Source organism: Pseudomonas sp. MBLB4123 (assembly GCF_051904775.1).
Classification (GTDB): Bacteria; Pseudomonadota; Gammaproteobacteria; order Pseudomonadales; family Pseudomonadaceae; genus Aquipseudomonas; species Aquipseudomonas benzenivorans_B.
This window is the reverse complement of sequence record NZ_CP196711.1, coordinates 1,292,478-1,313,971: the sequence shown is the minus strand read 5'-3', so window position 1 is coordinate 1,313,971 and position 21,494 is coordinate 1,292,478. Positions and strand designations below refer to the sequence as shown.

The window sequence follows — 21,494 nt, the reverse complement described above, 5'->3', positions numbered from 1 at the left end:
TCCATGACTAGCATTCGTACACTTTCTTATGACGCCATCATCGTAGGTGGCGGCGGCGCCGGCATGCGCGCAGCGCTGCAACTGGCCCAGGGCGGCCACAAGACCGCGGTGGTCACCAAGGTCTTTCCGACTCGCTCCCACACCGTTTCCGCCCAGGGCGGCATCACCTGTGCCATCGCCTCGGCCGATCCGAACGACGATTGGCGCTGGCACATGTACGACACCGTCAAGGGCTCCGACTACATCGGCGACCAGGACGCGATCGAGTACATGTGCTCCGTAGGGCCTGAGGCCGTGTTCGAGCTGGAGCACATGGGTCTGCCGTTCTCCCGTACCGAGCAGGGCCGCATCTATCAGCGCCCGTTCGGCGGCCAGTCCAAGGACTTCGGCAAGGGCGGCCAGGCTGCCCGTACCTGCGCCGCGGCCGACCGTACCGGTCACGCCCTGCTGCACACCCTGTACCAGGCCAACCTCAAGGCCGGCACCTCGTTCCTCAATGAGTGGTACGCGGTCGACCTGGTGAAGAACCAGGACGGTGCGATCGTCGGTGTCATCGCCATCTGTCTGGAAACCGGCGAAACCGTCTACATCCGCTCCAAGGCCGTGGTACTGGCCACCGGCGGTGCCGGTCGCATCTACGCCTCCACCACCAACGCCCTGATCAACACCGGTGACGGTGTCGGCATGGCCCTGCGTGCCGGCGTGCCGGTGCAGGACATCGAGATGTGGCAGTTCCACCCGACCGGTATCGCCGGCGCCGGCGTGCTGGTGACCGAGGGTTGCCGCGGCGAGGGCGGCTACCTGATCAACAAACACGGCGAACGCTTCATGGAGCGCTATGCGCCGAACGCCAAGGACCTGGCCGGCCGCGACGTAGTCGCTCGCTCCATGGTCAAGGAGATCATCGCCGGCAATGGTTGTGGTCCGGAAGGCGACCACGTGATGCTCAAGCTGGATCACCTCGGCGAGGAAGTGCTGCACAGCCGCCTGCCGGGCATCTGCGAACTGTCGAAGACCTTCGCCCATGTCGACCCGGTCGTCGCACCGGTGCCGGTGGTCCCGACCTGCCACTATATGATGGGCGGCGTGGCCACCAACATCCACGGCCAGGCCATCACCCAGGATGCCAACGGCAACGACAAGATCATCGAAGGCCTGTTCGCCGTGGGCGAAGTGGCCTGCGTGTCGGTCCACGGTGCCAACCGCCTGGGCGGCAACTCGCTGCTCGACCTGGTGGTGTTCGGTCGCGCCGCCGGCCTGCACCTGGAAAAGGCGTTGAAGGAAGGCGTCGAGGTCCGCGGTGCTTCCGCAACCGACATCGAGCAGTCCCTGGCCCGCCTGGCGGGAGTCAACGAGCGCACCGCCGGCGAAGAAGTCGCGCCGCTGCGCAAGGAATTGCAGAACTGCATGCAGAACTACTTCGGCGTGTTCCGCACCGGCGAGTACATGCAGAAGGGCATTCAGCAGCTGTCCGACCTGCGCGAACGCATCGCCAACGTCAAGATCGCCGACAAGAGCCAGGCCTTCAACACGGCGCGTATCGAGGCGCTGGAGCTGCAGAACCTGCTCGAGGTGGCCGAGGCGACCGCGGTGGCGGCGGAAGTCCGCAAGGAGTCCCGTGGTGCCCATGCCCGCGAAGACTTCGAAGAGCGCGATGACGAGAACTGGCTGTGCCACTCCCTGTATTTCCCGGGTGAGAAGCGCGTGAGCAAGCGCGCCGTCAACTTCGCGCCGAAGACAGTGCCGGCGTTTGAACCCAAGGTTCGGACTTATTAAGGGTGGCCGCTATGTTGCAAGTCAGTGTTTATCGCTACAACCCGGAGCAGGACGCTGCGCCGTTCATGCAGGACTTCCAGGTCGACACCGGCGGCAAGGACATCATGGTCCTCGACGTGCTGGCGCTGATCAAGGAGCAGGACGAGGGCTTCTCCTATCGTCGCTCCTGCCGTGAGGGCGTGTGCGGCTCAGACGGTATGAACATCAACGGCAAGAACGGCCTGGCCTGTATCACGCCGATCTCGGCTGCCGGCCTCAAGGGCGGCAAACTGGTGATTCGTCCGCTGCCGGGCCTGCCGGTGATCCGTGACCTGGTCGTCGATATGAGCATCTTCTACAAGCAGTACGAGAAGGTGCAGCCGTTCCTGCAGAACGACACCCCGGCGCCGGCCATCGAGCGCCTGCAGTCGCCGGAAGAGCGCGAGAAGCTGGACGGCCTGTACGAGTGCATCCTGTGTGCCTGCTGCTCGACCAGCTGCCCGTCGTTCTGGTGGAACCCGGACAAGTTCCTCGGTCCCGCCGCATTGTTGCAGGCCTACCGCTTCCTGGCCGACAGCCGCGACACCAAGACCGAAGAGCGTCTGGCCGCATTGGATGACCCGTTCAGCGTGTTCCGCTGCCGCGGCATCATGAATTGCGTGAACGTATGCCCCAAGGGCCTCAACCCGACCAAGGCCATCGGTCACGTGCGTAACATGTTGCTGCAAAGCGGTACCTGATTCTCAGCTGTTTGCAAGACCCGTTGCACCTGCGGCGTCGGCCTCAACCCGACGTCGCAGTTTAAGCCAGAGCCACAGCCCACAAAGCCGTGGTTCTTATTTGAAAAATATGACGACCAGCAGGGGCCTCCGGGCTGGTACCCGGACTATCTGCGGGATCCGTGGTGGCTTTACCGAAGTCGCTGCTTCAGGACTTCGAAAAGCCATGCGGTTTTCACGCCGATGGAGTCCCCTTACTGAGGGTGACCAAGCATGCAAGAAAGCGTGATGCAGCGCATGTGGGACAGTGCCCACCTATCTGGTGGCAACGCTGCCTACGTGGAAGAGCTCTATGAGCTCTACCTGCACGATCCCAACGCTGTGCCAGAAGAGTGGCGCACCTACTTCCAGAAGTTGCCGAGCGACGGCAGCGCCGCCACAGACGTATCGCACTCGACGATTCGCGATCATTTCGTCCTGCTCGCCAAGAACCAGCGCCGCGCCCAACCGGTGTCCGCCGGTAGCGTGAGCAGCGAGCACGAGAAGAAGCAGGTCGAAGTGCTGCGGATGATTCAGGCCTATCGCATGCGTGGCCACCAGGCCGCCAAGCTGGACCCCTTGGGGCTCTGGCAGCGTCCTGTGCCGGCCGATCTGGCGATCAACCACTATGGCCTGACCGATGCCGACCTGGACACCACCTTCCGCACCGGTGGCCTGTTCATCGGCAAGGAAGAGGCTACTCTGCGCGAAATCCGCGATGCTTTGCAGCAGACATATTGCCGCACCATAGGCGCCGAGTTCACCCATATCGTCGATTCCGAGCAGCGCAGCTGGTTCCAGCAACGCCTGGAAAGCGTGCGCGGCCGTCCGCAATTCTCCCCGGAGGTGCAGGGCCACCTGCTCGAGCGCCTGACCGCCGCCGAAGGCCTGGAGAAGTACCTGGGTACCAAATACCCGGGCACCAAGCGTTTCGGTCTGGAGGGGGGCGAAAGCCTGATCCCGCTGCTGGACGAAGTGATCCAGCGCTCCGGTTCCTACGGCACCAAGGAAATCGTCATCGGCATGGCCCACCGCGGCCGTCTGAACGTACTGGTCAACACCTTCGGCAAGAACCCGCGCGACCTGTTCGACGAGTTCGAGGGCAAGAAGGTCGAGGGCCTCAGCTCGGGTGACGTGAAATACCACCAGGGCTTCTCCTCCAACGTCATGACCGCAGGCGGCGAAGTGCACCTGGCGTTGGCGTTCAACCCCTCGCACCTGGAAATCGTCTCTCCGGTGGTCGAGGGCTCGGTGCGGGCGCGTCAGGATCGTCGCAGCGACGTGTCCGGCGACAAGGTGCTGCCGATTTCCATCCACGGCGATGCGGCGTTCGCCGGTCAGGGCGTGGTCATGGAAACCTTCCAGATGTCGCAGACCCGTGGCTTCAAGACGGGCGGCACCATCCACATCGTGATCAACAACCAGGTCGGCTTCACCACCAGCCGTGCGGAAGACTCGCGCTCCACCGAGTACTGCACCGACGTGGCGAAGATGATCCAGGCGCCGATCTTCCACGTGAACGGCGACGATCCGGAAGCCGTGTTGTTCGTCACCCAGCTGGCCGTCGACTATCGCATGCAGTACAAGCGCGACGTGGTCATCGACCTGGTCTGCTACCGCCGCCGCGGCCACAACGAGGCCGACGAGCCGAGCGGCACCCAGCCGCTGATGTACCAGCAGATCGCCAAACAGCGCACCACCCGCGAGCTGTACGCCGAGTCGCTGACCAGCGCGGTCAGCCATTCCGCCGACGAGGTGCAGGCCAAGATCGACGACTACCGCACCGCGCTGGACAATGGCCAGCATGTGGTTAAGAGCCTGGTCAAGGAGCCGAACAAGGAGCTGTTCGTCGACTGGCGCCCGTACCTGGGGCATGCCTGGACCGCGCGTCACGACACGCGCTTCGACCTGAAGACCCTGCAGGACCTCTCCAACAAGCTGCTGGAGATCCCGGAAGGCTTCGTGGTTCAGCGTCAGGTGGCGAAGATCCTCGAGGACCGTCAGAAGATGGGCGCCGGTGCGCTGCCGATCAACTGGGGCTATGCCGAAACCATGGCCTACGCCACCCTGTTGTTCGAAGGCCACCCGATTCGCATGACCGGCCAGGACATCGGCCGCGGCACCTTCTCGCACCGCCATGCGGCGCTGCACAACCAGAAGGACGCCAGCACCTACCTGCCGCTGCAGAACCTGTATGCCGGCCAGCCGAAGTTCGATCTGTACGACTCCTTCCTCTCGGAAGAAGCCGTATTGGCCTTCGAGTACGGCTATGCCACCACTCAGCCGCAATCCCTGGTGATCTGGGAAGCGCAGTTCGGCGACTTCGCCAACGGTGCCCAGGTGGTGTTCGACCAGTTCATCTCCAGCGGCGAGCACAAGTGGGGCCGACTGTGCGGCCTGACCATGCTGCTGCCTCATGGCTATGAGGGGCAGGGACCCGAGCACAGCTCGGCGCGCCTGGAGCGCTTCCTGCAACTGTGTGCCGAGCACAACATGCAGGTGTGCGTGCCGACCACCCCGGCGCAGATCTACCACCTGCTGCGTCGTCAGGTCATTCGCCCGCTGCGCAAGCCGCTGGTGGTGCTGTCGCCCAAGTCGTTGCTGCGCCACAAGCTGGCCATCTCGACCCTGGAGGACCTGGCCGAGGGTTCGTTCCAGACGGTGATTCCGGAACTCGATACGCTCGACCCGAAGAAGGTCGAACGCCTGATCCTGTGCAGCGGCAAGGTCTACTACGACCTGCTGGAGAAGCGCCGGGCCGAGGAGCGCCAGGACATCGCCATCGTGCGCATCGAGCAGCTCTATCCGTTCCCGGAAGACGATCTGGCCGAGGTCATGGCGCCGTACAAGAACCTCAAGCACATCGTCTGGTGTCAGGAAGAGCCGATGAACCAGGGGGCCTGGTACTGCAGTCAGCATCACATGCGCCGTGTCGCCACTGCGCACAAGAAGACGCTGTTCCTCGAGTACGCCGGTCGCGAAGGCTCCGCTGCGCCGGCCTGCGGCTACGCCTCGATGCACGCCGAGCAGCAGGAGAAACTGCTGCAAGACGCCTTTACCGTTTAACGCCTTCGCCCAAAAGAGGCGGCCCGCCACGGCGGCCTCGCTGAAGAAACCGAATTTAAGGAACCACACATAATGGCTATCGAGATCAAAGCGCCTACCTTCCCGGAGTCGGTTGCCGACGGCACCGTTGCGACCTGGCACAAGAAGCCGGGGGAGGCGGTCAAGCGCGATGAACTGATCGTTGACATCGAAACCGACAAGGTGGTGATGGAAGTCCTGGCCGAGGCCGATGGCGTGCTCGCCGAGATCGTCAAGAACGAAGGCGACACCGTGCTCAGCGGCGAGCTGCTCGGCAAGTTGACCGCCGGTGGCGTGGCCGCCGCGCCGGCCGCCCAGGCCGCCGCTCCTGCTGCTCAGGCCGCCGCGCCGGCTGCCGCGGACGACGACGCGATCCTCTCGCCGGCTGCACGCAAGCTGGCCGAAGAGAACGGTATCGATCCGAACAGCATCGCCGGCACCGGCAAGGGCGGCCGGGTGACCAAGGAAGACGTGGTCGCCGCCGTCGAGGCCAAGAAGAAGGCCCCGGCCGCCGCACCGGCCGCCAAGCCTGCAGCCGCAGCGGCCGCGCCGAAGCTGGAGGCCGGCGACCGCGTCGAGAAGCGCGTGCCGATGACCCGCCTGCGGGCCAAGGTCGCCGAGCGCCTGGTCGAGGCCCAGTCCTCCATGGCCATGCTGACCACCTTCAACGAAGTCAACATGAAGCCGATCATGGAGCTGCGCTCCAAGTACAAGGACCTGTTCGAGAAGAAGCACGACGGCGTGCGTCTGGGCTTCATGTCCTTCTTCGTCAAGGCCGCCACCGAGGCGCTCAAGCGCCAGCCGGGCGTCAACGCTTCGATCGACGGTAGCGACATCGTCTACCACGGCTATCAGGATATCGGCGTGGCCGTGTCCAGCGACCGCGGCCTGGTGGTGCCGGTGCTGCGCAACGCCGAGCACATGAGCCTGGCGGAGATCGAGGGCACCATCGCCGGCTTCGGCAAGAAGGCCAAAGACGGCAAGCTGACCATCGAGGACATGACCGGCGGCACCTTCACCATCTCCAACGGTGGCGTGTTCGGTTCGCTGCTGTCGACGCCGATCGTCAACCCGCCGCAGACCGCGATCCTCGGCATGCACAAGATTCAGGAGCGCCCGATGGCGGTGAACGGTCAGGTGGTCATCCTGCCGATGATGTACCTGGCGCTGTCTTACGACCACCGCCTGATCGATGGTAAGGAAGCCGTGACCTTCCTGGTTACCATGAAAGACCTGCTGGAAGACCCGGCGCGTCTGCTGCTGGATATCTAATCCGTTTGTCCTGAGTGCGACGGCCCCCACAAGGGGCCGTCGCTTTCATCCGAAAAGGAATGAGTTATGACCCAGAAATTCGACGTGGTAGTCATCGGTGCCGGCCCTGGTGGCTATGTAGCCGCGATCAAAGCAGCCCAGCTCGGTCTGAAGACCGCGTGCATCGAGAAGTACCAGGATAAACAAGGCAAGATCGCCCTCGGCGGTACCTGCCTGAACGTCGGTTGCATTCCCTCCAAGGCGCTGCTGGACAGCTCCTGGAAGTATCATGAGGCACAGGAAGGTTTCGCCGTTCACGGCATCGAAGCCAAGGGCGTGACCATCGACGTCCCGGCGATGATCGGTCGCAAGGCTAACATCGTGAAGAACCTCACCGGCGGCGTGAGCACCCTGTTCAAGGCCAACGGCGTGACCCTGCTGGAAGGCCACGGCAAGCTGCTGGCCGGCAAGCAGGTGGAGGTCACCGCCCTGGACGGCTCCACCCAGATCGTCGAGGCCGCTAACGTGATCCTCGCCTCCGGCTCCAAGCCGGTGGACATCCCACCGGCCCCGGTGGACCAGGACGTTATCGTCGACTCCACCGGCGCCCTGGAATTTCAGAGCGTGCCGAAGAAGCTCGGCGTCATCGGCGCCGGCGTGATCGGCCTGGAGCTGGGTTCGGTATGGTCGCGCCTGGGCGCCGAGGTCACCGTGATCGAGGCGCTGGACAAGTTCCTCCCGGCCGCCGACGAGCAGATCGCCAAGGAAGCCATGAAGACCCTGACCAAGCAGGGCCTGAAGATTCGTCTGGGCGCCCGGGTGACCGGTTCCGAGGTGAAGAAGAAGCAGGTCACCGTGACCTTCACCGATGCCGATGGCGAGCAGCAGATGACCTTCGACAAGCTGATCGTAGCCGTCGGCCGTCGCCCGGTGACCACCGACCTGCTGGCTTCGGACAGCGGCGTGGATCTGGACGAGCGCGGCTTCATCTACGTCGACGATCAGTGCGCCACCAGCGTACCGGGCGTCTACGCCATCGGTGACGTGGTGCGCGGCGCGATGCTCGCCCACAAGGCCTCGGAAGAGGGTGTGATGGTGGCCGAGCGCATCGCCGGGCACAAGGCGCAGATGAACTACGACCTGATCCCGTCGGTCATCTATACCCATCCGGAAATCGCGTGGGTGGGCAAGACCGAGCAGCAGCTCAAGGGCGAGGGTGTCGAAGTCAATGTCGGGACCTTCCCCTTCGCGGCCAGCGGCCGGGCCATGGCGGCCAACGACACCGGTGGTCTGGTCAAGGTCATCGCCGATGCCAAGACCGACCGCGTGCTGGGCGTTCACGTGATCGGCCCGAGCGCCGCCGAACTGGTCCAGCAGGGCGCGATCGGCATGGAATTCGGCACCAGTGCCGAGGACCTGGGGATGATGGTGTTCTCCCACCCGACCCTGTCCGAGGCCCTGCACGAAGCGGCCCTGGCGGTCAACGGCGGCGCCATTCACATCGCCAACCGCAAGAAGCGCTGAGTCACTGGCGTTGCGTCGCCGGCCTGACCGCCCCAAAGAGGACGGACAGGCTGGCGAGCACTGGATAAGAAGAACCACGGCGATCTGCCCGCGTCGGCCCTGGCCTGGCGCGGAACGTACGTCGGACTGCCCTCGAAGGCGGTCACAGGTGGTGCGGCACCACAAGTGCAGCACCGAATGCGCAATACCCAAACGAAGACGGTAGACAAGCATGAATCTCCACGAGTATCAGGGTAAGCAGCTGTTCGCTGAGTACGGCCTGCCCGTATCCAAGGGCTTCGCCGTAGACACCCCGGAAGAAGCGGCGGCAGCCTGCGAGAAAATTGGCGGCACCGAGTGGGTCGTAAAGGCTCAGGTACATGCCGGCGGCCGCGGTAAAGCGGGCGGCGTGAAGCTGGTCAAGAGCAAAGAAGACGCCAAGGCCTTCGCCGCCAACTGGCTGGGCAAGCGCCTGGTGACCTACCAGACCGACGCCAACGGTCAGCCGGTCAGCAAGATCCTGGTCGAGTCCTGCACCGACATCGCCAAGGAACTCTACCTGGGCGCGGTCGTCGACCGTTCCAGCCGCCGCATCGTGTTCATGGCCTCCACCGAAGGTGGCGTGGACATCGAGAAAGTGGCCCATGAAACCCCCGAGAAGATCCTCAAGGCCACCGTCGATCCGCTGGTCGGCGCGCAGCCGTACCAGGGCCGCGAGCTGGCGTTCCAGCTGGGCCTGGAAGGCGATCAGATCAAGCAGTTCACCCACATCTTCGTTGGCCTGGCCAAGCTGTTCCAGGACTACGACCTGGCCCTGCTGGAAGTCAACCCGCTGGTGATCAAGGCCGACGGCAACCTGCACTGCCTGGACGCCAAGATCAACATCGACTCCAACGCCATGTACCGCCAGCCCAAGCTGCGCGCCATGCACGATCCGTCCCAGGACGATCCGCGCGAGGCCCATGCGCAGAAGTGGGAACTGAACTACGTCGCGCTGGAAGGCAACATCGGCTGCATGGTCAACGGTGCCGGCCTGGCCATGGGCACCATGGACATCGTCAACCTGCACGGCGGTCAGCCGGCCAACTTCCTCGACGTAGGCGGCGGCGCGACCAAAGAGCGCGTGACCGAGGCGTTCAAGATCATCCTCTCCGACGACAACGTCAAAGCCGTGCTGGTCAACATCTTCGGCGGCATCGTGCGTTGCGACATGATCGCCGAAGGCATCATCGGCGCTGTGAAAGAAGTCGGTGTGAAGATCCCGGTCGTGGTTCGTCTCGAAGGCAACAACGCCGAGCTGGGCGCCAAGGTCCTGGCCGAAAGCGGTCTGAACATCATTGCAGCAACCAGTCTGACCGACGCTGCCCAGCAAGTCGTCAAGGCCGCGGAGGGTAAGTAATGAGCATCCTGATCAATAAAGACACCAAGGTCATCTGCCAGGGCTTCACCGGCTCGCAGGGCACCTTCCACTCCGAACAGGCCATCGCCTACGGCACCAAGATGGTTGGCGGCGTGACCCCGGGCAAGGGCGGCAGCACCCACCTCGGCCTGCCGGTGTTCAATACCGTCAAGGAAGCCGTGGAGGCCACCGGCGCCGAAGCCTCGGTGATCTACGTTCCGGCTCCGTTCTGCAAGGATTCCATCCTCGAGGCGGCGTTCGGCGGCATCAAGCTGATCGTTTGCATCACCGAAGGCATCCCGACCATCGACATGCTGGAAGCCAAGGTCAAGTGCGACGAGCTGGGCGTGCGCCTGATCGGCCCGAACTGCCCGGGCGTGATCACCCCCGGCGAGTGCAAGATCGGCATCATGCCCGGTCACATCCACCTGCCGGGCAAGGTCGGCATCGTGTCGCGCTCCGGCACCCTGACCTATGAAGCCGTGAAGCAGACCACCGATGCGGGCTTCGGCCAGTCCACTTGCGTGGGCATCGGCGGCGACCCGATCCCGGGCTCGAACTTCATCGACATCCTCAAGCTGTTCCAGGAAGACCCGAAGACCGAGGCGATCGTGATGATCGGCGAGATCGGCGGTTCGGCCGAGGAAGAAGCCGCGGCCTTCATCAAGGCCAACGTGACCAAGCCGGTGGTGTCCTACATCGCCGGTGTGACTGCCCCTCCAGGCAAGCGCATGGGCCACGCCGGCGCCATCATCTCCGGCGGCAAGGGCACTGCGGACGAGAAGTTCGCCGCCCTGCAGGACGCCGGCGTGAAGACCGTGCGTTCCCTGGCCGACATCGGCAAGGCCCTGGCCGAGCTGACCGGTTGGGAAGCCAAGAACGCCTAAGGGTGTCTGGCTGAACGAGAGGCCGCCTTCGGGCGGCCTCTTGCGTTTAGGCCCCGATAGAACCTGTCATCCATGCGACAGCGAGTTGCATCGGTTCGACAGTCTGACCGCTCTCTCTGCCGTTGGCGCGACGATATCGTTAGGCTCGCGGCGCGCTGCCTCCACAAGGGGCATAGAGTGCACCAGCGGTTCCGCTTAAGCGGCGGAGCGACGTTTCCCCCGACCCCTCGGGAAACCCTCGGAACTTAAAAACTTTCTGCCTGTGGTATTCCCTTCTATGACTCGTTTGAAAGGCTCGGATCTCCTGGCCCTTGGCTTCATGACCTTCGCGCTGTTTCTCGGCGCCGGCAACATCATCTTTCCGCCCAGCGCCGGCATGGCTGCGGGCGAACATCTCGGCTCGGCGGCGCTGGGCTTTCTCCTGACCGGGGTCGGCCTGCCGTTGCTGACCATCGTGGCGCTGGCCCGCGTAGGCGGCGGCATGGCGTTGCTGACTGCGCCGCTGGGGCGGCGCGCCGGCGTGCTGTTCGCGGTGGCCGTGTACCTGGCCATCGGCCCGTTGTTCGCCACCCCGCGTACCGCCGTGGTTTCCTTCGAGATGGGCGTGGCGCCGTTTACCGGCAACAGTGGTACGCCTTTGCTGATCTACAGCCTGGCCTACTTCGCCGCGGTGCTGTTCCTGTCGCTCAATCCCGGGCGCCTGGTGGACCGCATCGGCAAGTTCATCACCCCGGTGTTGCTGGCCGGATTGCTGGTGCTCGGCGGTGCGGCCCTGTTTGCGCCGGCCGGCAGTGTTGGCGAGGCTGCCGAGGCCTATCGCTCGGCGCCCTTCGTCCAGGGCTTCCTGCAGGGCTACCTGACCATGGACACCCTCGGCGCGCTGGTGTTCGGTATCGTCATCGCCACGGCGATCCGCGACCGCGGCGTAAGCGAGCGTGGCTTGATTACCCGCTACTCGGTGATCGCCGGCCTGATCGCCGCCCTGGGTCTGTCGCTGGTCTATCTGGCGCTGTTCTACCTCGGGGCGACCAGCCAGGGCATCGCCGGCGAGGCGCAGAACGGCGTGCAGATACTCACGGCCTACGTGCAGCACAGCTTCGGTACGACCGGCAGCCTGTTGCTCGCCCTGGTAATCACTTTGGCCTGCCTGACCACGGCGGTCGGCCTGTTGACGGCCTGTGGCGAGTTCTTCAGCGATCTGCTGCCGGTCTCCTACCGCACCGTGGTGGTGGCGTTCGGCCTGTTCAGCCTGGTAGTGGCGAACCAGGGCCTGACGCAGTTGATCAGCGTCTCCGTGCCGGTGCTGGTCGGCCTCTATCCCCTGGCGATCGTTCTGGTGGCCTTGAGCCTGCTCGATGGCCTGTGGTTATCGCCTCGGCGGATCTTCGTGCCGGTCATGCTGGTTGCGCTGATCTTCGGCCTGGTGGACGCGCTCGGTGCGGCCGGGTTCAAGCAATGGGTGCCCGCACTGTTTGCCGAGTTGCCGTTGGCCGAGCATGGTCTTGGCTGGCTGGTGCCGGTGCTGGGTACGCTGCTGGCTGTCGCGATAGTCGATCGGCTGCTCGGCGAACCGCAAAGCGTGACCGCCTGAGCACCGCCCTGAAAGTGGCTCAGGTGGCGGGCTGGGGCCCGTCATCTGAGCCGGAGCAGCGCTTTCGCGTGGCGTTCGATGTCTTCAGCCGGTGCGCTCGTCCAGGTTGAAGTGGCGCACCTGCAGATTCAGCTGCTCCGCCAGCTGCGCCAAGCTATGGCTGGCTTCGGTGACTTCGTTCGAACCCTCGGCATTGCCGCTGGCGAGGTCGCGGATCATCTGGATACGTTCACTGATGCCCTGGGCGACAGCGGCCTGTTGTTCGGCGGCGCTGGCAATCTGCGCCGCCATCTCGCTGATTTCGCGATTGGCGTCGGTGATGGTTTCCAGGGCCCGGCCGGCCTCGAGTGCCTGGCTGGCTCCCGACTCTGCCTGGGTGCGGCTCTGAGTCATGGCCTCGGAGGCTTTTTGCGCGCGACCTTGCAGGCGCTCGATCATTTCCCGTATCTCCATGGTGGAGTCCTGGGTGCGTTTGGCCAATGAGCGCACCTCATCGGCTACCACGGCGAACCCCCGGCCCTGCTCGCCGGCGCGGGCGGCTTCGATGGCGGCGTTGAGGGCCAGCAGATTGGTCTGGTCGGCGATGCTGCGTATCACATCGAGAATGCCGCCGATATCGGCCGTATCTTGCGCCAGGGCCTGTACGGCGGCTGTGGCAGCACCGATGTCATGGGACAGGGCACCGATGGACTCGACCATTTGTGCAACCTGTTGCTGGCCCGAATTGGCGGCCTGATCGGCACGCTGCGCGGCCTCGGCGGTGTGTGTCGAGTGGCGGGCGACTTCCTGCACAGTGGCCGCCATCTCGGTCATGGCGGCGGCCACCTCGGTGGTGTGCAGTTCCTGCTGCTGCAGGTTGTGTTGGGTCGATGCGGTGGTGCTGGTCAGCTGCGAGGCGGAAACGCTCAGCTGGTTGCTGGAGCTCAATACATTGCTGACGATCTCCCGCAGCTTGCCCACCATCTGGCCGAATGAGTGCGACAGTACGCCGAACTCTCCGCCGCTCCGCTCGTCGAGGCGAGCGCCCAGCTCGCCGGCGGCGACCTTGCGCGCCTCGTCACTCAGGCGCAACAAGGCGCCACTGACCTTGCGCCGAATCGCGAAGATGCCCACGGCCGATACCACAATCAGCAGCGCGACCATCAGGGACACGGCGAGCATGTAGCGCTCACCGACCCGCGCATGGTGCGCCACGGCATCGCCGGTGCGCCGGTCGAGCAGGGCATAGAAGGCGTCGACCGGCTGCATGACCTTGGCCTTCTCCCGATGGTAGGTGTCGTCGTGCATCAGTCGACTGGCGAGGGCCAGGTCGGGTTCGCCTTGGCGGGTAAAACCACCCTGGCCGTCGGCGAAGCGCCCTTTGACCGCGTTCATGGCCTCGGTTTCGATCAGCACCAGGGTATCCGAATTGGCCTGGGCCTCCGCCAGCTTGTCCAGTTCGGCCTGGGTGAAGCCTTGGCGGCGCATCAGCTCGAGCAGGGGCGCGCGTTCGCCATCGGCTCGCGGTGCGGCCTGGCCGGCGGCCAGGAAGTCCCAGTACAGCCGCTCGTATTGCTGCGGACGCGCTAGCTTGCCATTGCGGATGTCCAGCACCTGCCAGTACTGCTGTTCGTAGCGCGCCTCGCCGCTGACGGCGTAGGTACGCGCCAGGCGGGTGAGATCGTCGGAGCTTTGTCTCAGTTCGTCCGCCAGCAGATAGGACTGGTAACGGTTCTTCTGGCTCTCGGTCAAGCGGTGCTGGTTTTCGATCATCAGGAAAACCAGGAGCGCCAGTAAGGCGGTACAGGCGATGATGGTGGCAAAGATAAAGGAAAACAGGCGCTGTATGGACACTGCGACTCTCCTTAAGCAGTGATGACTCGGACTTCCTGTCGTAGCGACAATGCATGCGCTTGAGCGGCGCAGGTCAAGGGCGCGAAGCAGAGAATGCACCCTCTGCATATTCGGCTATGCGCCATTACAGCTTCGTCCAGATGCAGGCGCTTTGCAATCACCGTACGGCGCCAAGAATCTTGACCGCTGGGACTGCTTTCTCGGAGGACAGGGTGGGTATGGAAAACCTTCGGGTAAAAATGCATAAGCCAGCGGTAGTAATACTTGCTGGCTATAATGACGCCTCTGTTGGGGGGAATCATGGGCATCATCGATAACAACCTGTGGCAGCAGTTGCTGGCCATTTTTTGGTTTCTGCTGTGTTGGGGGGGCTATACCCGCTATGCACATGCCAAAGGGCGTAGCACACCCTGTCTGGCCAGTGTCCTGCACCTGTACCGGGAAGACTGGATGCGTCGCATGCTGCTGCGGGACAACCGTATTGCCGATGCCAACGTGATCGGCAATCTGGAGCGCAATGCCTCGTTCTTCGCTTCCAGCACCCTGATCATCCTGGCCGGTATCTTCACCGTGCTCGGCGCCTCCGACCGCGCGGTGTCGCTACTCGCCGACCTGCCTTTCGTGCAGGTCGCCAGCCGGGAAATGTCCGAGGTCAAGCTGTTGTGTCTGGGCGTGATCTTCGTCTACGCCTTCTTCACCTTCAGCTGGTGCATGCGTCAGTACAACTTCTCGGCGGTGTTGGTGGGGTCGGCACCCATGGCCGGGGAGCGGCATGTCACCGAGCAGGAGCGCAATGCCTACGCCGTGCGGACCGCGCGGGTGATCTCGATGGCCGCCAACCAGTTCAACTATGGGCTGCGGGCCTATTACTTCGGCATGGCGACGCTGGCCTGGTTCATCAACCCTTGGTGCTTCATGCTGGTGACCAGTGGCGTGGTGGTGGTGTTATATCGTCGCGAGTTTCATTCCGACGTGCTGGAGGTAATGGTCTACACCCAGACCCCGATGTTCGAAGCGAGTAAGGAGAAGAGCGAGTGAGCCTGCCGTTCTGGTGCATCTTCATCAGCGCACTGCTGATCTTTCTGGCTAAGGCGCCGGTGGCCAAGGCGATGCAAGAGCAGGGTGGTCGCTATGACAATCGCCACCCGCGTACTCAACAGTCGCACCTGACAGGTTTCGGCGCCCGGGCCCTGGCCGCCCACCTGAACAGTTTCGAGGCATTCCCCTTGTTCGCCGTGGGTGTGTTGATGGCTCATGTGACCGACACCCGAGGGCTGCTAGTGGATGGCTTGGCAGTGACCTTCGTGGTCGCGCGGGTGCTCTATCTGCTGTGCTATTGGGCCGATTGGCACTGGCAACGCAGCCTGGTGTGGGCGGTGGGTTTGATCTGCAGCCTGATGCTGATGCTCACGCCGGTAGTGTGAGACGCCCGGTGCGCCACGGCCCGCTTGTGCGGGGCCGTGTGCGCGACGAGACGAGGGACTATTGGCCGTCGACTGCCTCTTTGGCGGCGTCGCCCGCGTCCTTCATGGCGTCTGCCGCATCGTCGGCAGCGGCTTCGATCTTCTCGCCGGTGGTCGGTTCGTTGCCCATGACTTCGTTGGCTTTCTGCTCGATGGCTTCGCCGGATTCCTCGATAGCGTCGCCCATGGCTTCGGCTGCTTCGGAGACCGACTCCTTGGCGTTGTCCATCTTGCTTTGCGGGGTGTCCTCGCAGGCGGCGAGGGCCAGGGTGGCGGCGAGCAGCAGGGCATAGGAAAAGGGCTTTTGCACGGTTGTACTCCTTGTAGTGTTGGTTATTGCCGGATTTGTCCTGGCATGGGCCGTTTGAGCGCAGGCGGTCCGCCGAAGTTCCCCGGAGCGGCGCTTGGAGTTTCCACTGGCAGACCGTGTGGAGTGCAGTGGATGCCTGTTCGCCGCGATGCGCCGATCGGGTGAATCGAGCTACGAGCCTATGGCTGGGCGGATGCCTGCGAGCGAACCGCCGCTTCCACATTTGCCGAGAACCCTCGACTTTTCGATAGATTGGTTACGCGCGGACGATTATCGTGGCGCTCATCTCAACGCCGGCCCTGGTGACAGGGGCAATGCCGCCTCTTTCAACGATTATTGCCACCTGGCGGCGTACTCGACTCTCGGCATCGCCGAGACCCTTCTGTCCCGGAGGCCAGGCACATCAGGCGCGCCGAGCTGGGGGCGACGCCTGCCAACTAAGGAAATCTGGATGGATACGTTGTTGATCCTCTGCGGCTTGCTCGTGATCCTGGCCGGTCTGATCTGGCTGGTGATGCGCGCCTTCAGCACCGGCCTGCTCTGGGGTTGGCTCGCGTTGCTGCCACCGCTGACCCTGTTGTATGTGGCGCGCCACTGGCGCCGTGCCCGACCGGCCTTGGCGCTCAGCCTCATGGGCGTTATTCCGCTGGTGATCGGCCTGGTCCTGCTCGCCAGTCATGATGCACAGCGCATGGACGCCATACTCAGTCTGCGTTGGCTGGAGCCCGAGAGAAACCCTCCCGCAGAACTGGAAATCGAATTGCGGGGCGAGCTCAATGGCCAGCCCTTCGCGCCTCAGCATGGCGAATTGATCGAGGGTGTGCTCAGGCTTAGCGAGGGGCAGGACTTCTTTGCCCACCGAGAGCTGATGGTCCGCCTGCCGCAATCGGGGCCGGGGGGTGTCCGTGCCGATGTGTTGCCCACCGACGAGGGCGTGTTGCCGGAGGTCGAGATCAGCTGGCTGCTGCCCGAGCAGGACTTGCCCGAGGCGCGCCGCTTGAGCCGTGGCTACAGTCTGCACTTGAACCTGCAACCGCAGCCGCCGAACAAGCTGGTCGGCGACTTCCACCTGGTGTTGCCGCCGCGATTCAAGACCACCCTGAGCGGCAGGGTCGAGTTGTTCCGCGATGGCTTGCGCTATCGCGCCGGCCAGGTCGACCGTCATGTCGACTCCCGCGACACCCTGGCGTATGTCATCGAGGACTATCTGCAACGCCGCTTCGCTACCCGCCGGGTGCAGCTGCGGCCACTGCCTCCCGCATTGCTGCCGGCGCAGAGTCTGGAACTGGAGGTCGAAGCGCTGATCGATGGCCAGGAGCAGCGTCTGCCGATTCAACTGAACAAGAGCGAGAGCCGTGGCTGGGCGGTGCGTTCCGATCGCTTCCCGGCCCTGCCGGAAGCGACCCGCGCAGCGGAGGACCGCCCGGCGAGTGCCGAGGCGTTGGCAAAGCACGCCGGCGAACCCCTCAGTCGGCCGTTGGACCGCCGCCGGCGCTTCAGTCTGGAGGGCCTGTTGCGCAGCCCCAGTCGCTACCAGGATTTGCGCATGCGTGCCGTCACCGCGCGCGGCAACACGGCCGAGGGGCGTTTCCAAGGCATCGATCAGCAAGGCCGAATCGTCTTGCAGCAGCGCATGGGCGGTACGGGGCAGGCCAGTTTCCGCCTGCGCCCGGAAGAGCTCGTCCGCATCGAACTGCTCGAACCCTGAGCGAGAAGTCGACTAAGCACTTGAAATCCCAGCCCAAGCCCCCATCTGCATGACATCCGTCGCATTGCGGCTTAGTCATCAATGGGGAGTTAGACGACCATGAGTGTGGAAACTCAAAAAGAAACCCTGGGCTTCCAGACCGAGGTGAAGCAGCTGCTTCACCTGATGATCCATTCGCTGTATTCGAACAAGGAGATCTTCCTCCGTGAGTTGATCTCCAACGCCTCGGATGCGGTCGACAAGCTGCGTTTCGAGGCCCTGGCCAAGCCCGAGCTGCTCGAGGGCGGCGCCGAGCTGAAGATCCGCGTCAGCTTCGACAAGGACGCCAACACCGTCACCCTGGAAGACAACGGCATCGGCATGAGCCGCGAAGAGGCCGTGACCCACCTCGGCACCATCGCCAAGTCCGGCACCTCCGACTTCCTCAAGAACCTGACCGGCGACCAGAAGAAGGATTCGCACCTGATCGGCCAGTTCGGCGTGGGCTTCTACTCGGCCTTCATCGTCGCCGACAAGGTCGAGGTGTTCACCCGCCGCGCCGGTCTGTCGGCTGCCGAAGGGGTGCACTGGGAATCCCATGGCGAGGGCGAGTTCAGCGTCGCCAGCATCGACAAGGCCGAGCGCGGCACCCGCATCGTCCTGCACCTGAAGAAGGGCGAGGAGGAGTTCGCCGACGGCTGGCGCCTGCGCAACATCGTCAAGAAATATTCCGACCATATCGCCCTGCCGATCGAGCTGCCCAAGGAGTTCCACGGCGAGGAGAAGGACAAGCCGGCCGAGCCTGAGTGGGAAACCGTCAACCGCGCCAGCGCCCTGTGGACCCGTCCGCGCACCGAAATCAAGGACGAGGAATACCAGGAGTTCTACAAGCACGTCGCCCACGACTTCGAGAACCCGCTGAGCTGGAGCCACAACAAGGTCGAGGGCAAGCTCGAGTACACATCCTTGCTCTACGTGCCGGGCCGCGCGCCCTTCGACCTGTACCAGCGCGACGCCTCCAAGGGCCTCAAGCTGTACGTGCAGCGCGTGTTCATCATGGACCAGGCCGACGAGTTCCTGCCGCTGTACCTGCGCTTCATCAAGGGCGTGGTGGACTCCAACGACCTGTCGCTGAACATCTCCCGGGAGATCCTGCAGAAGGACCCGATCATCGACTCGATGAAGTCGGCGCTGACCAAGCGCGTGCTGGACATGCTCGAGAAGCTGGCGAAGAACGAACCGGAGCAGTACCAGGCGTTCTGGAAGAACTTCGGTCAGGTGCTCAAGGAAGGCCCGGCGGAAGACTTCGCCAACAAGGAGAAGATCGCCGGCCTGCTGCGCTTCGCCTCGTCGAACGAGACCAGCGGCGAGCAGAGCGTGTCCCTGGCCGACTACCTGGGCCGCATGAAGGAGGGCCAGGACAAGTTCTACTACCTGACCGGCGAGTCCTTCGCCCAGGTGAAGAACAGCCCGCACCTGGAGGTGTTCCGCAAGAAGGGTATCGAGGTGCTGCTGCTCACCGACCGCATCGACGAGTGGCTGATGAGCTACCTGACCGAGTTCGACGGCAAGCAGTTCGTCGACGTGGCCCGCGGCGACCTGGACCTGGGCAAGCTGGACTCGGATGAGGACAAGAAGGCTCAGATCGATGCGGCCAAGGCCAAGGAAGGGCTGGTCGAGCGCCTGAAGGCGGCGCTGGGCGAGCAGGTGGCCGAGGTGCGGGTGTCGCACCGTCTCACCGATTCGCCGGCGATCCTGGCGATCGGCGAGCAGGACCTGGGCCTGCAGATGCGCCAGATCCTCGAGGCCAGCGGACAGAAGGTGCCCGAGTCCAAGCCGATCTTCGAGTTCAACCCAAACCACCCGCTGATCGAGCGCCTGGATGCCGAGCCGGACGAGGACCGCTTCGGCGACCTGTCGCACATCCTCTTCGATCAGGCCGCCCTGGCCGCCGGCGACAGCCTGAAGGACCCGGCCGCCTATGTGCAGCGCCTGAACAAGCTGCTGGTCGAGCTCTCCGCCTGATTGCACCGGTCATGAAAAAAGCCCGCCTCGTGCGGGCTTTTTTCATGGCTGTCGACTGCCACGGGCTACTGTTGAAGTGTTACCCATGCAACAGGAGCGGGTCGATGAGCAAGTCACTGATAGCCCTGGGGTTGTGCGGTCTGGCCGGCCTGGCCCAGGCCGCCGTGGTGGTCAAGGCGGTGCCCTACGAGATCGACGGAGTCGCCTTCGAAGGGCGCCTGATCTACGACGACAGCGTCAGCACGGCGCGCCCCGGCCTGTTGATGGTGCCGGACTGGCTGGGGGTGGGCGAGAATGCCGAACAGCAGGCCGCGCTGGTCGCCGGCGATAGGTATGTGGTGTTCATGGCCGACATGTACGGCAAGGCGATACGCCCGGCCAATGCCGAGGAGGCGGGGACGGCGGCCGGCGCCGTGCGCGCCGACCGGGCGCTGATGCGCAAGCGTGCCCAAGCCGCGGTCGAGGTGTTCAAGACGCTGGGCGATGAAGTGGCCCTGGACGCAGGCAGGCTGGGCGCCATCGGCTTCTGCTTCGGCGGCGGCTCGGTGCTGGAGCTGGCGCGCTCCGGCGCACCGTTGCGGGGCTTCGTCTCCTTCCACGGCAACCTGGACACGCCGAACCCTGCCGATGCGCAGAATATCCGGGCGCCGGTGCTGGTGTTGCATGGCGCGGACGATCCCTCGGTGCCGCCGGCCCAGGTCGGTGCCTTCATGGCCGAGATGAAGGCGGCGCAGGTAGACTGGCAGCTGATCAGCTATGGTGGCGCGGTGCATTCCTTCACCAACCCTCAGGCCAACAACCCGGAACGCAATCAGTACCACCCGCGGGTGGCGGCGCGGGCCTATCGAGCCATGAACGATCTGTTCGACGAGGTGTTCGTCGCGGATTAGCCCTGCGGCAGTTCGATGCGTCTGGTCTCGCCCGGCACCTTTGGCCAGTCCCTGTCTTGCCAGCGCGCGCGGGCGCTGGCAATCAGCGCCGGGTCGCTGGCGACGAAGTTCCAGAACATGCGCCTGGCGCCCAGGGGCTGGCCGCCGATCATCACCAGGTGGCACTCGCCACAGGCGCCGAGGGTGAAGCTGCCGCCTGGGGGCAGGACGGTGAGACCGCGCAGGGGCAGGGGCAGGTCGTCCAGCAAGGCTTCGCCGTCGATCAGGTAGAGCGCGCGCTCGGGATGCTCCGCCGGTATGGCCAGGCTGGCGCCGGCGGCCAAGCGGAGCTCGGCGTACAGGGTCGGCGAGCGCACCGGCACCGGGGATTCCAGGCAGAAGCCGGTTCCGGCGATCAGGCGGATTTCCACGCCCAGGGCCTGGCTATGGGGCAGGCCGTCGGCGCTATGGTGGCTGTAGCTCGGCTGGCACTGTTCCTCGCTCTCCGGCAGTGCCAGCCACATTTGCAGGCCGTGCAGGCGCGAGCCACGTTCACGCAGCGGCGCAGGGGTGCGCTCGACATGGGCGACGCCACGGCCGGCGGTCATCCAGCTGACCTCGCCGGGTTTGACCAGTTGATCCGAGCCGAGGCTGTCCCTGTGCTGTAGCCGGCCCTCGAACAGGTAGGTGAGGGTGGACAGGCCGATATGCGGATGCTGGTCGATGTTCAGGCCGCCGCCGGGGGGGTAGTCCTTCTCCAGGATATGGTCGAAGAACACGAAGGGCCCGATGCTGCGGCACTGGGCCGTGGGCAGCAGGCGCAGGATCGGCTGGCCCTCGAGCACCTCGGGCCGTGCCCGGAGCAGGAGTGGAGCGCTCATGGCGGTCCCTCGTAGGAGGGGCTGGTCGACTGGTTAGGGGCGGCTTTCATGGGGCCTCGCTCCGCTGCAGTTCGGCGCAGCGACAGGTGGTTGTCGCTGTCAGTATTGCCTATGGCGCCCCCGAAAGCAGCACGGTCGCGACCCTGTATCCGCGCCTCTACCAAGCAGATGTCGGCTTTCGCGGTGCTGGCGGGCAAC

General features: G+C 64.3%; 16 protein-coding genes and 1 pseudogene. 13 read left to right on the top strand and 4 right to left on the bottom strand.

Going from position 1 to position 21,494, the window contains the following annotated elements:
• The first annotated feature begins 3 nt into the window (after positions 1-3).
• The 8 genes from sdhA (at position 4) to brnQ (ending at position 12,228) form a co-directional block, all read left to right on the top strand.
• Positions 4-1,776 (top strand): succinate dehydrogenase flavoprotein subunit, encoded by a 1,773-nt coding sequence (gene sdhA / locus ACSX1C_RS06230; RefSeq protein WP_439888699.1) that lies wholly within the window; start codon positions 4-6, stop codon positions 1,774-1,776.
• An 11-nt stretch (positions 1,777-1,787) separates the two neighbouring features.
• Positions 1,788-2,495: a succinate dehydrogenase iron-sulfur subunit gene (locus tag ACSX1C_RS06225; protein ID WP_318646172.1), complete on the top strand. Its 708-nt coding sequence runs from the start codon at positions 1,788-1,790 to the stop codon at positions 2,493-2,495.
• A 252-nt stretch (positions 2,496-2,747) separates the two neighbouring features.
• A complete protein-coding gene (locus ACSX1C_RS06220) occupies positions 2,748-5,579 on the top strand; it encodes a 2-oxoglutarate dehydrogenase E1 component (RefSeq protein WP_439888698.1) in 2,832 nt (943 codons plus the stop codon).
• A gap of 72 nt (positions 5,580-5,651) precedes the next feature.
• Positions 5,652-6,869, top strand: coding sequence for a 2-oxoglutarate dehydrogenase complex dihydrolipoyllysine-residue succinyltransferase (odhB, locus tag ACSX1C_RS06215; RefSeq protein WP_439888697.1), 1,218 nt, complete (start codon positions 5,652-5,654; stop codon positions 6,867-6,869).
• Between the two features lie 66 nt (positions 6,870-6,935).
• Positions 6,936-8,372, top strand: a complete 1,437-nt coding sequence (gene lpdA / locus ACSX1C_RS06210) for a dihydrolipoyl dehydrogenase (protein WP_318646175.1) — start codon at positions 6,936-6,938, stop codon at positions 8,370-8,372.
• Between the two features lie 211 nt (positions 8,373-8,583).
• The gene (gene sucC, locus ACSX1C_RS06205) at positions 8,584-9,750 is read left to right on the top strand and encodes an ADP-forming succinate--CoA ligase subunit beta (protein ID WP_318646176.1); all 1,167 of its coding nucleotides are present in this window, start codon (positions 8,584-8,586) and stop codon (positions 9,748-9,750) included.
• Positions 9,750-10,637, top strand: a complete 888-nt coding sequence (sucD, locus tag ACSX1C_RS06200; RefSeq protein ID WP_318646177.1) for a succinate--CoA ligase subunit alpha — start codon at positions 9,750-9,752, stop codon at positions 10,635-10,637. Before sucC ends, sucD begins: the two co-directional genes overlap by 1 nt.
• A gap of 277 nt (positions 10,638-10,914) precedes the next feature.
• Entirely contained in the window at positions 10,915-12,228 is a 1,314-nt protein-coding gene (gene brnQ / locus ACSX1C_RS06195; RefSeq protein ID WP_439888696.1) for a branched-chain amino acid transport system II carrier protein, read from the top strand.
• Positions 12,229-12,312: 84 nt separating this feature from the next.
• Here brnQ and ACSX1C_RS06190 read toward each other — a convergent pair whose 3' ends face one another.
• Positions 12,313-13,041 (bottom strand): methyl-accepting chemotaxis protein, encoded by a 729-nt coding sequence (locus ACSX1C_RS06190; RefSeq protein ID WP_439889374.1) that lies wholly within the window; start codon positions 13,039-13,041, stop codon positions 12,313-12,315.
• Between the two features lie 141 nt (positions 13,042-13,182).
• Positions 13,183-13,371, bottom strand: a pseudogene (locus ACSX1C_RS06185) (HAMP domain-containing protein); the annotation flags it as partial.
• 990 nt (positions 13,372-14,361) lie between these two features.
• On the opposite strand from ACSX1C_RS06185, the gene ACSX1C_RS06180 reads away from it, so the two are divergent.
• Both ACSX1C_RS06180 and ACSX1C_RS06175 read left to right on the top strand, forming a co-directional pair.
• Entirely contained in the window at positions 14,362-15,099 is a 738-nt protein-coding gene (locus ACSX1C_RS06180) for a DUF599 domain-containing protein (RefSeq protein WP_439888695.1), read from the top strand.
• Positions 15,096-15,485 carry an MAPEG family protein gene (locus tag ACSX1C_RS06175; RefSeq protein WP_439888694.1) on the top strand — a complete coding sequence of 130 codons (390 nt, stop codon included), beginning with the start codon at positions 15,096-15,098 and terminating at the stop codon, positions 15,483-15,485. The genes ACSX1C_RS06180 and ACSX1C_RS06175 overlap by 4 nt, the downstream gene beginning before the upstream one ends.
• Before the next feature lie 58 nt (positions 15,486-15,543).
• Here the strand turns inward: ACSX1C_RS06175 and ACSX1C_RS06170 are convergent, their stop codons facing one another.
• Positions 15,544-15,834 (bottom strand): hypothetical protein, encoded by a 291-nt coding sequence (locus ACSX1C_RS06170; RefSeq protein WP_318646181.1) that lies wholly within the window; start codon positions 15,832-15,834, stop codon positions 15,544-15,546.
• Positions 15,835-16,285: 451 nt separating this feature from the next.
• Here ACSX1C_RS06170 and ACSX1C_RS06165 point away from each other — a divergent pair, with 451 nt between their 5' ends.
• The 3 genes from ACSX1C_RS06165 to ACSX1C_RS06155 all read left to right on the top strand — a co-directional run bounded on the left by ACSX1C_RS06165 (position 16,286) and on the right by ACSX1C_RS06155 (position 20,436).
• Positions 16,286-17,542, top strand: a complete 1,257-nt coding sequence (locus ACSX1C_RS06165; protein WP_439888693.1) for an MFS transporter — start codon at positions 16,286-16,288, stop codon at positions 17,540-17,542.
• 99 nt (positions 17,543-17,641) lie between these two features.
• Positions 17,642-19,546 carry a molecular chaperone HtpG gene (htpG, locus tag ACSX1C_RS06160; protein WP_439888692.1) on the top strand — a complete coding sequence of 635 codons (1,905 nt, stop codon included), beginning with the start codon at positions 17,642-17,644 and terminating at the stop codon, positions 19,544-19,546.
• 104 nt (positions 19,547-19,650) lie between these two features.
• A complete protein-coding gene (locus tag ACSX1C_RS06155) occupies positions 19,651-20,436 on the top strand; it encodes a dienelactone hydrolase family protein (RefSeq protein ID WP_439888691.1) in 786 nt (261 codons plus the stop codon).
• Here the strand turns inward: ACSX1C_RS06155 and ACSX1C_RS06150 are convergent.
• Positions 20,433-21,296, bottom strand: coding sequence for a pirin family protein (locus ACSX1C_RS06150; protein ID WP_439888690.1), 864 nt, complete (start codon positions 21,294-21,296; stop codon positions 20,433-20,435). The genes ACSX1C_RS06155 and ACSX1C_RS06150 overlap by 4 nt on opposite strands.
• Positions 21,297-21,494 lie beyond the last annotated feature (198 nt).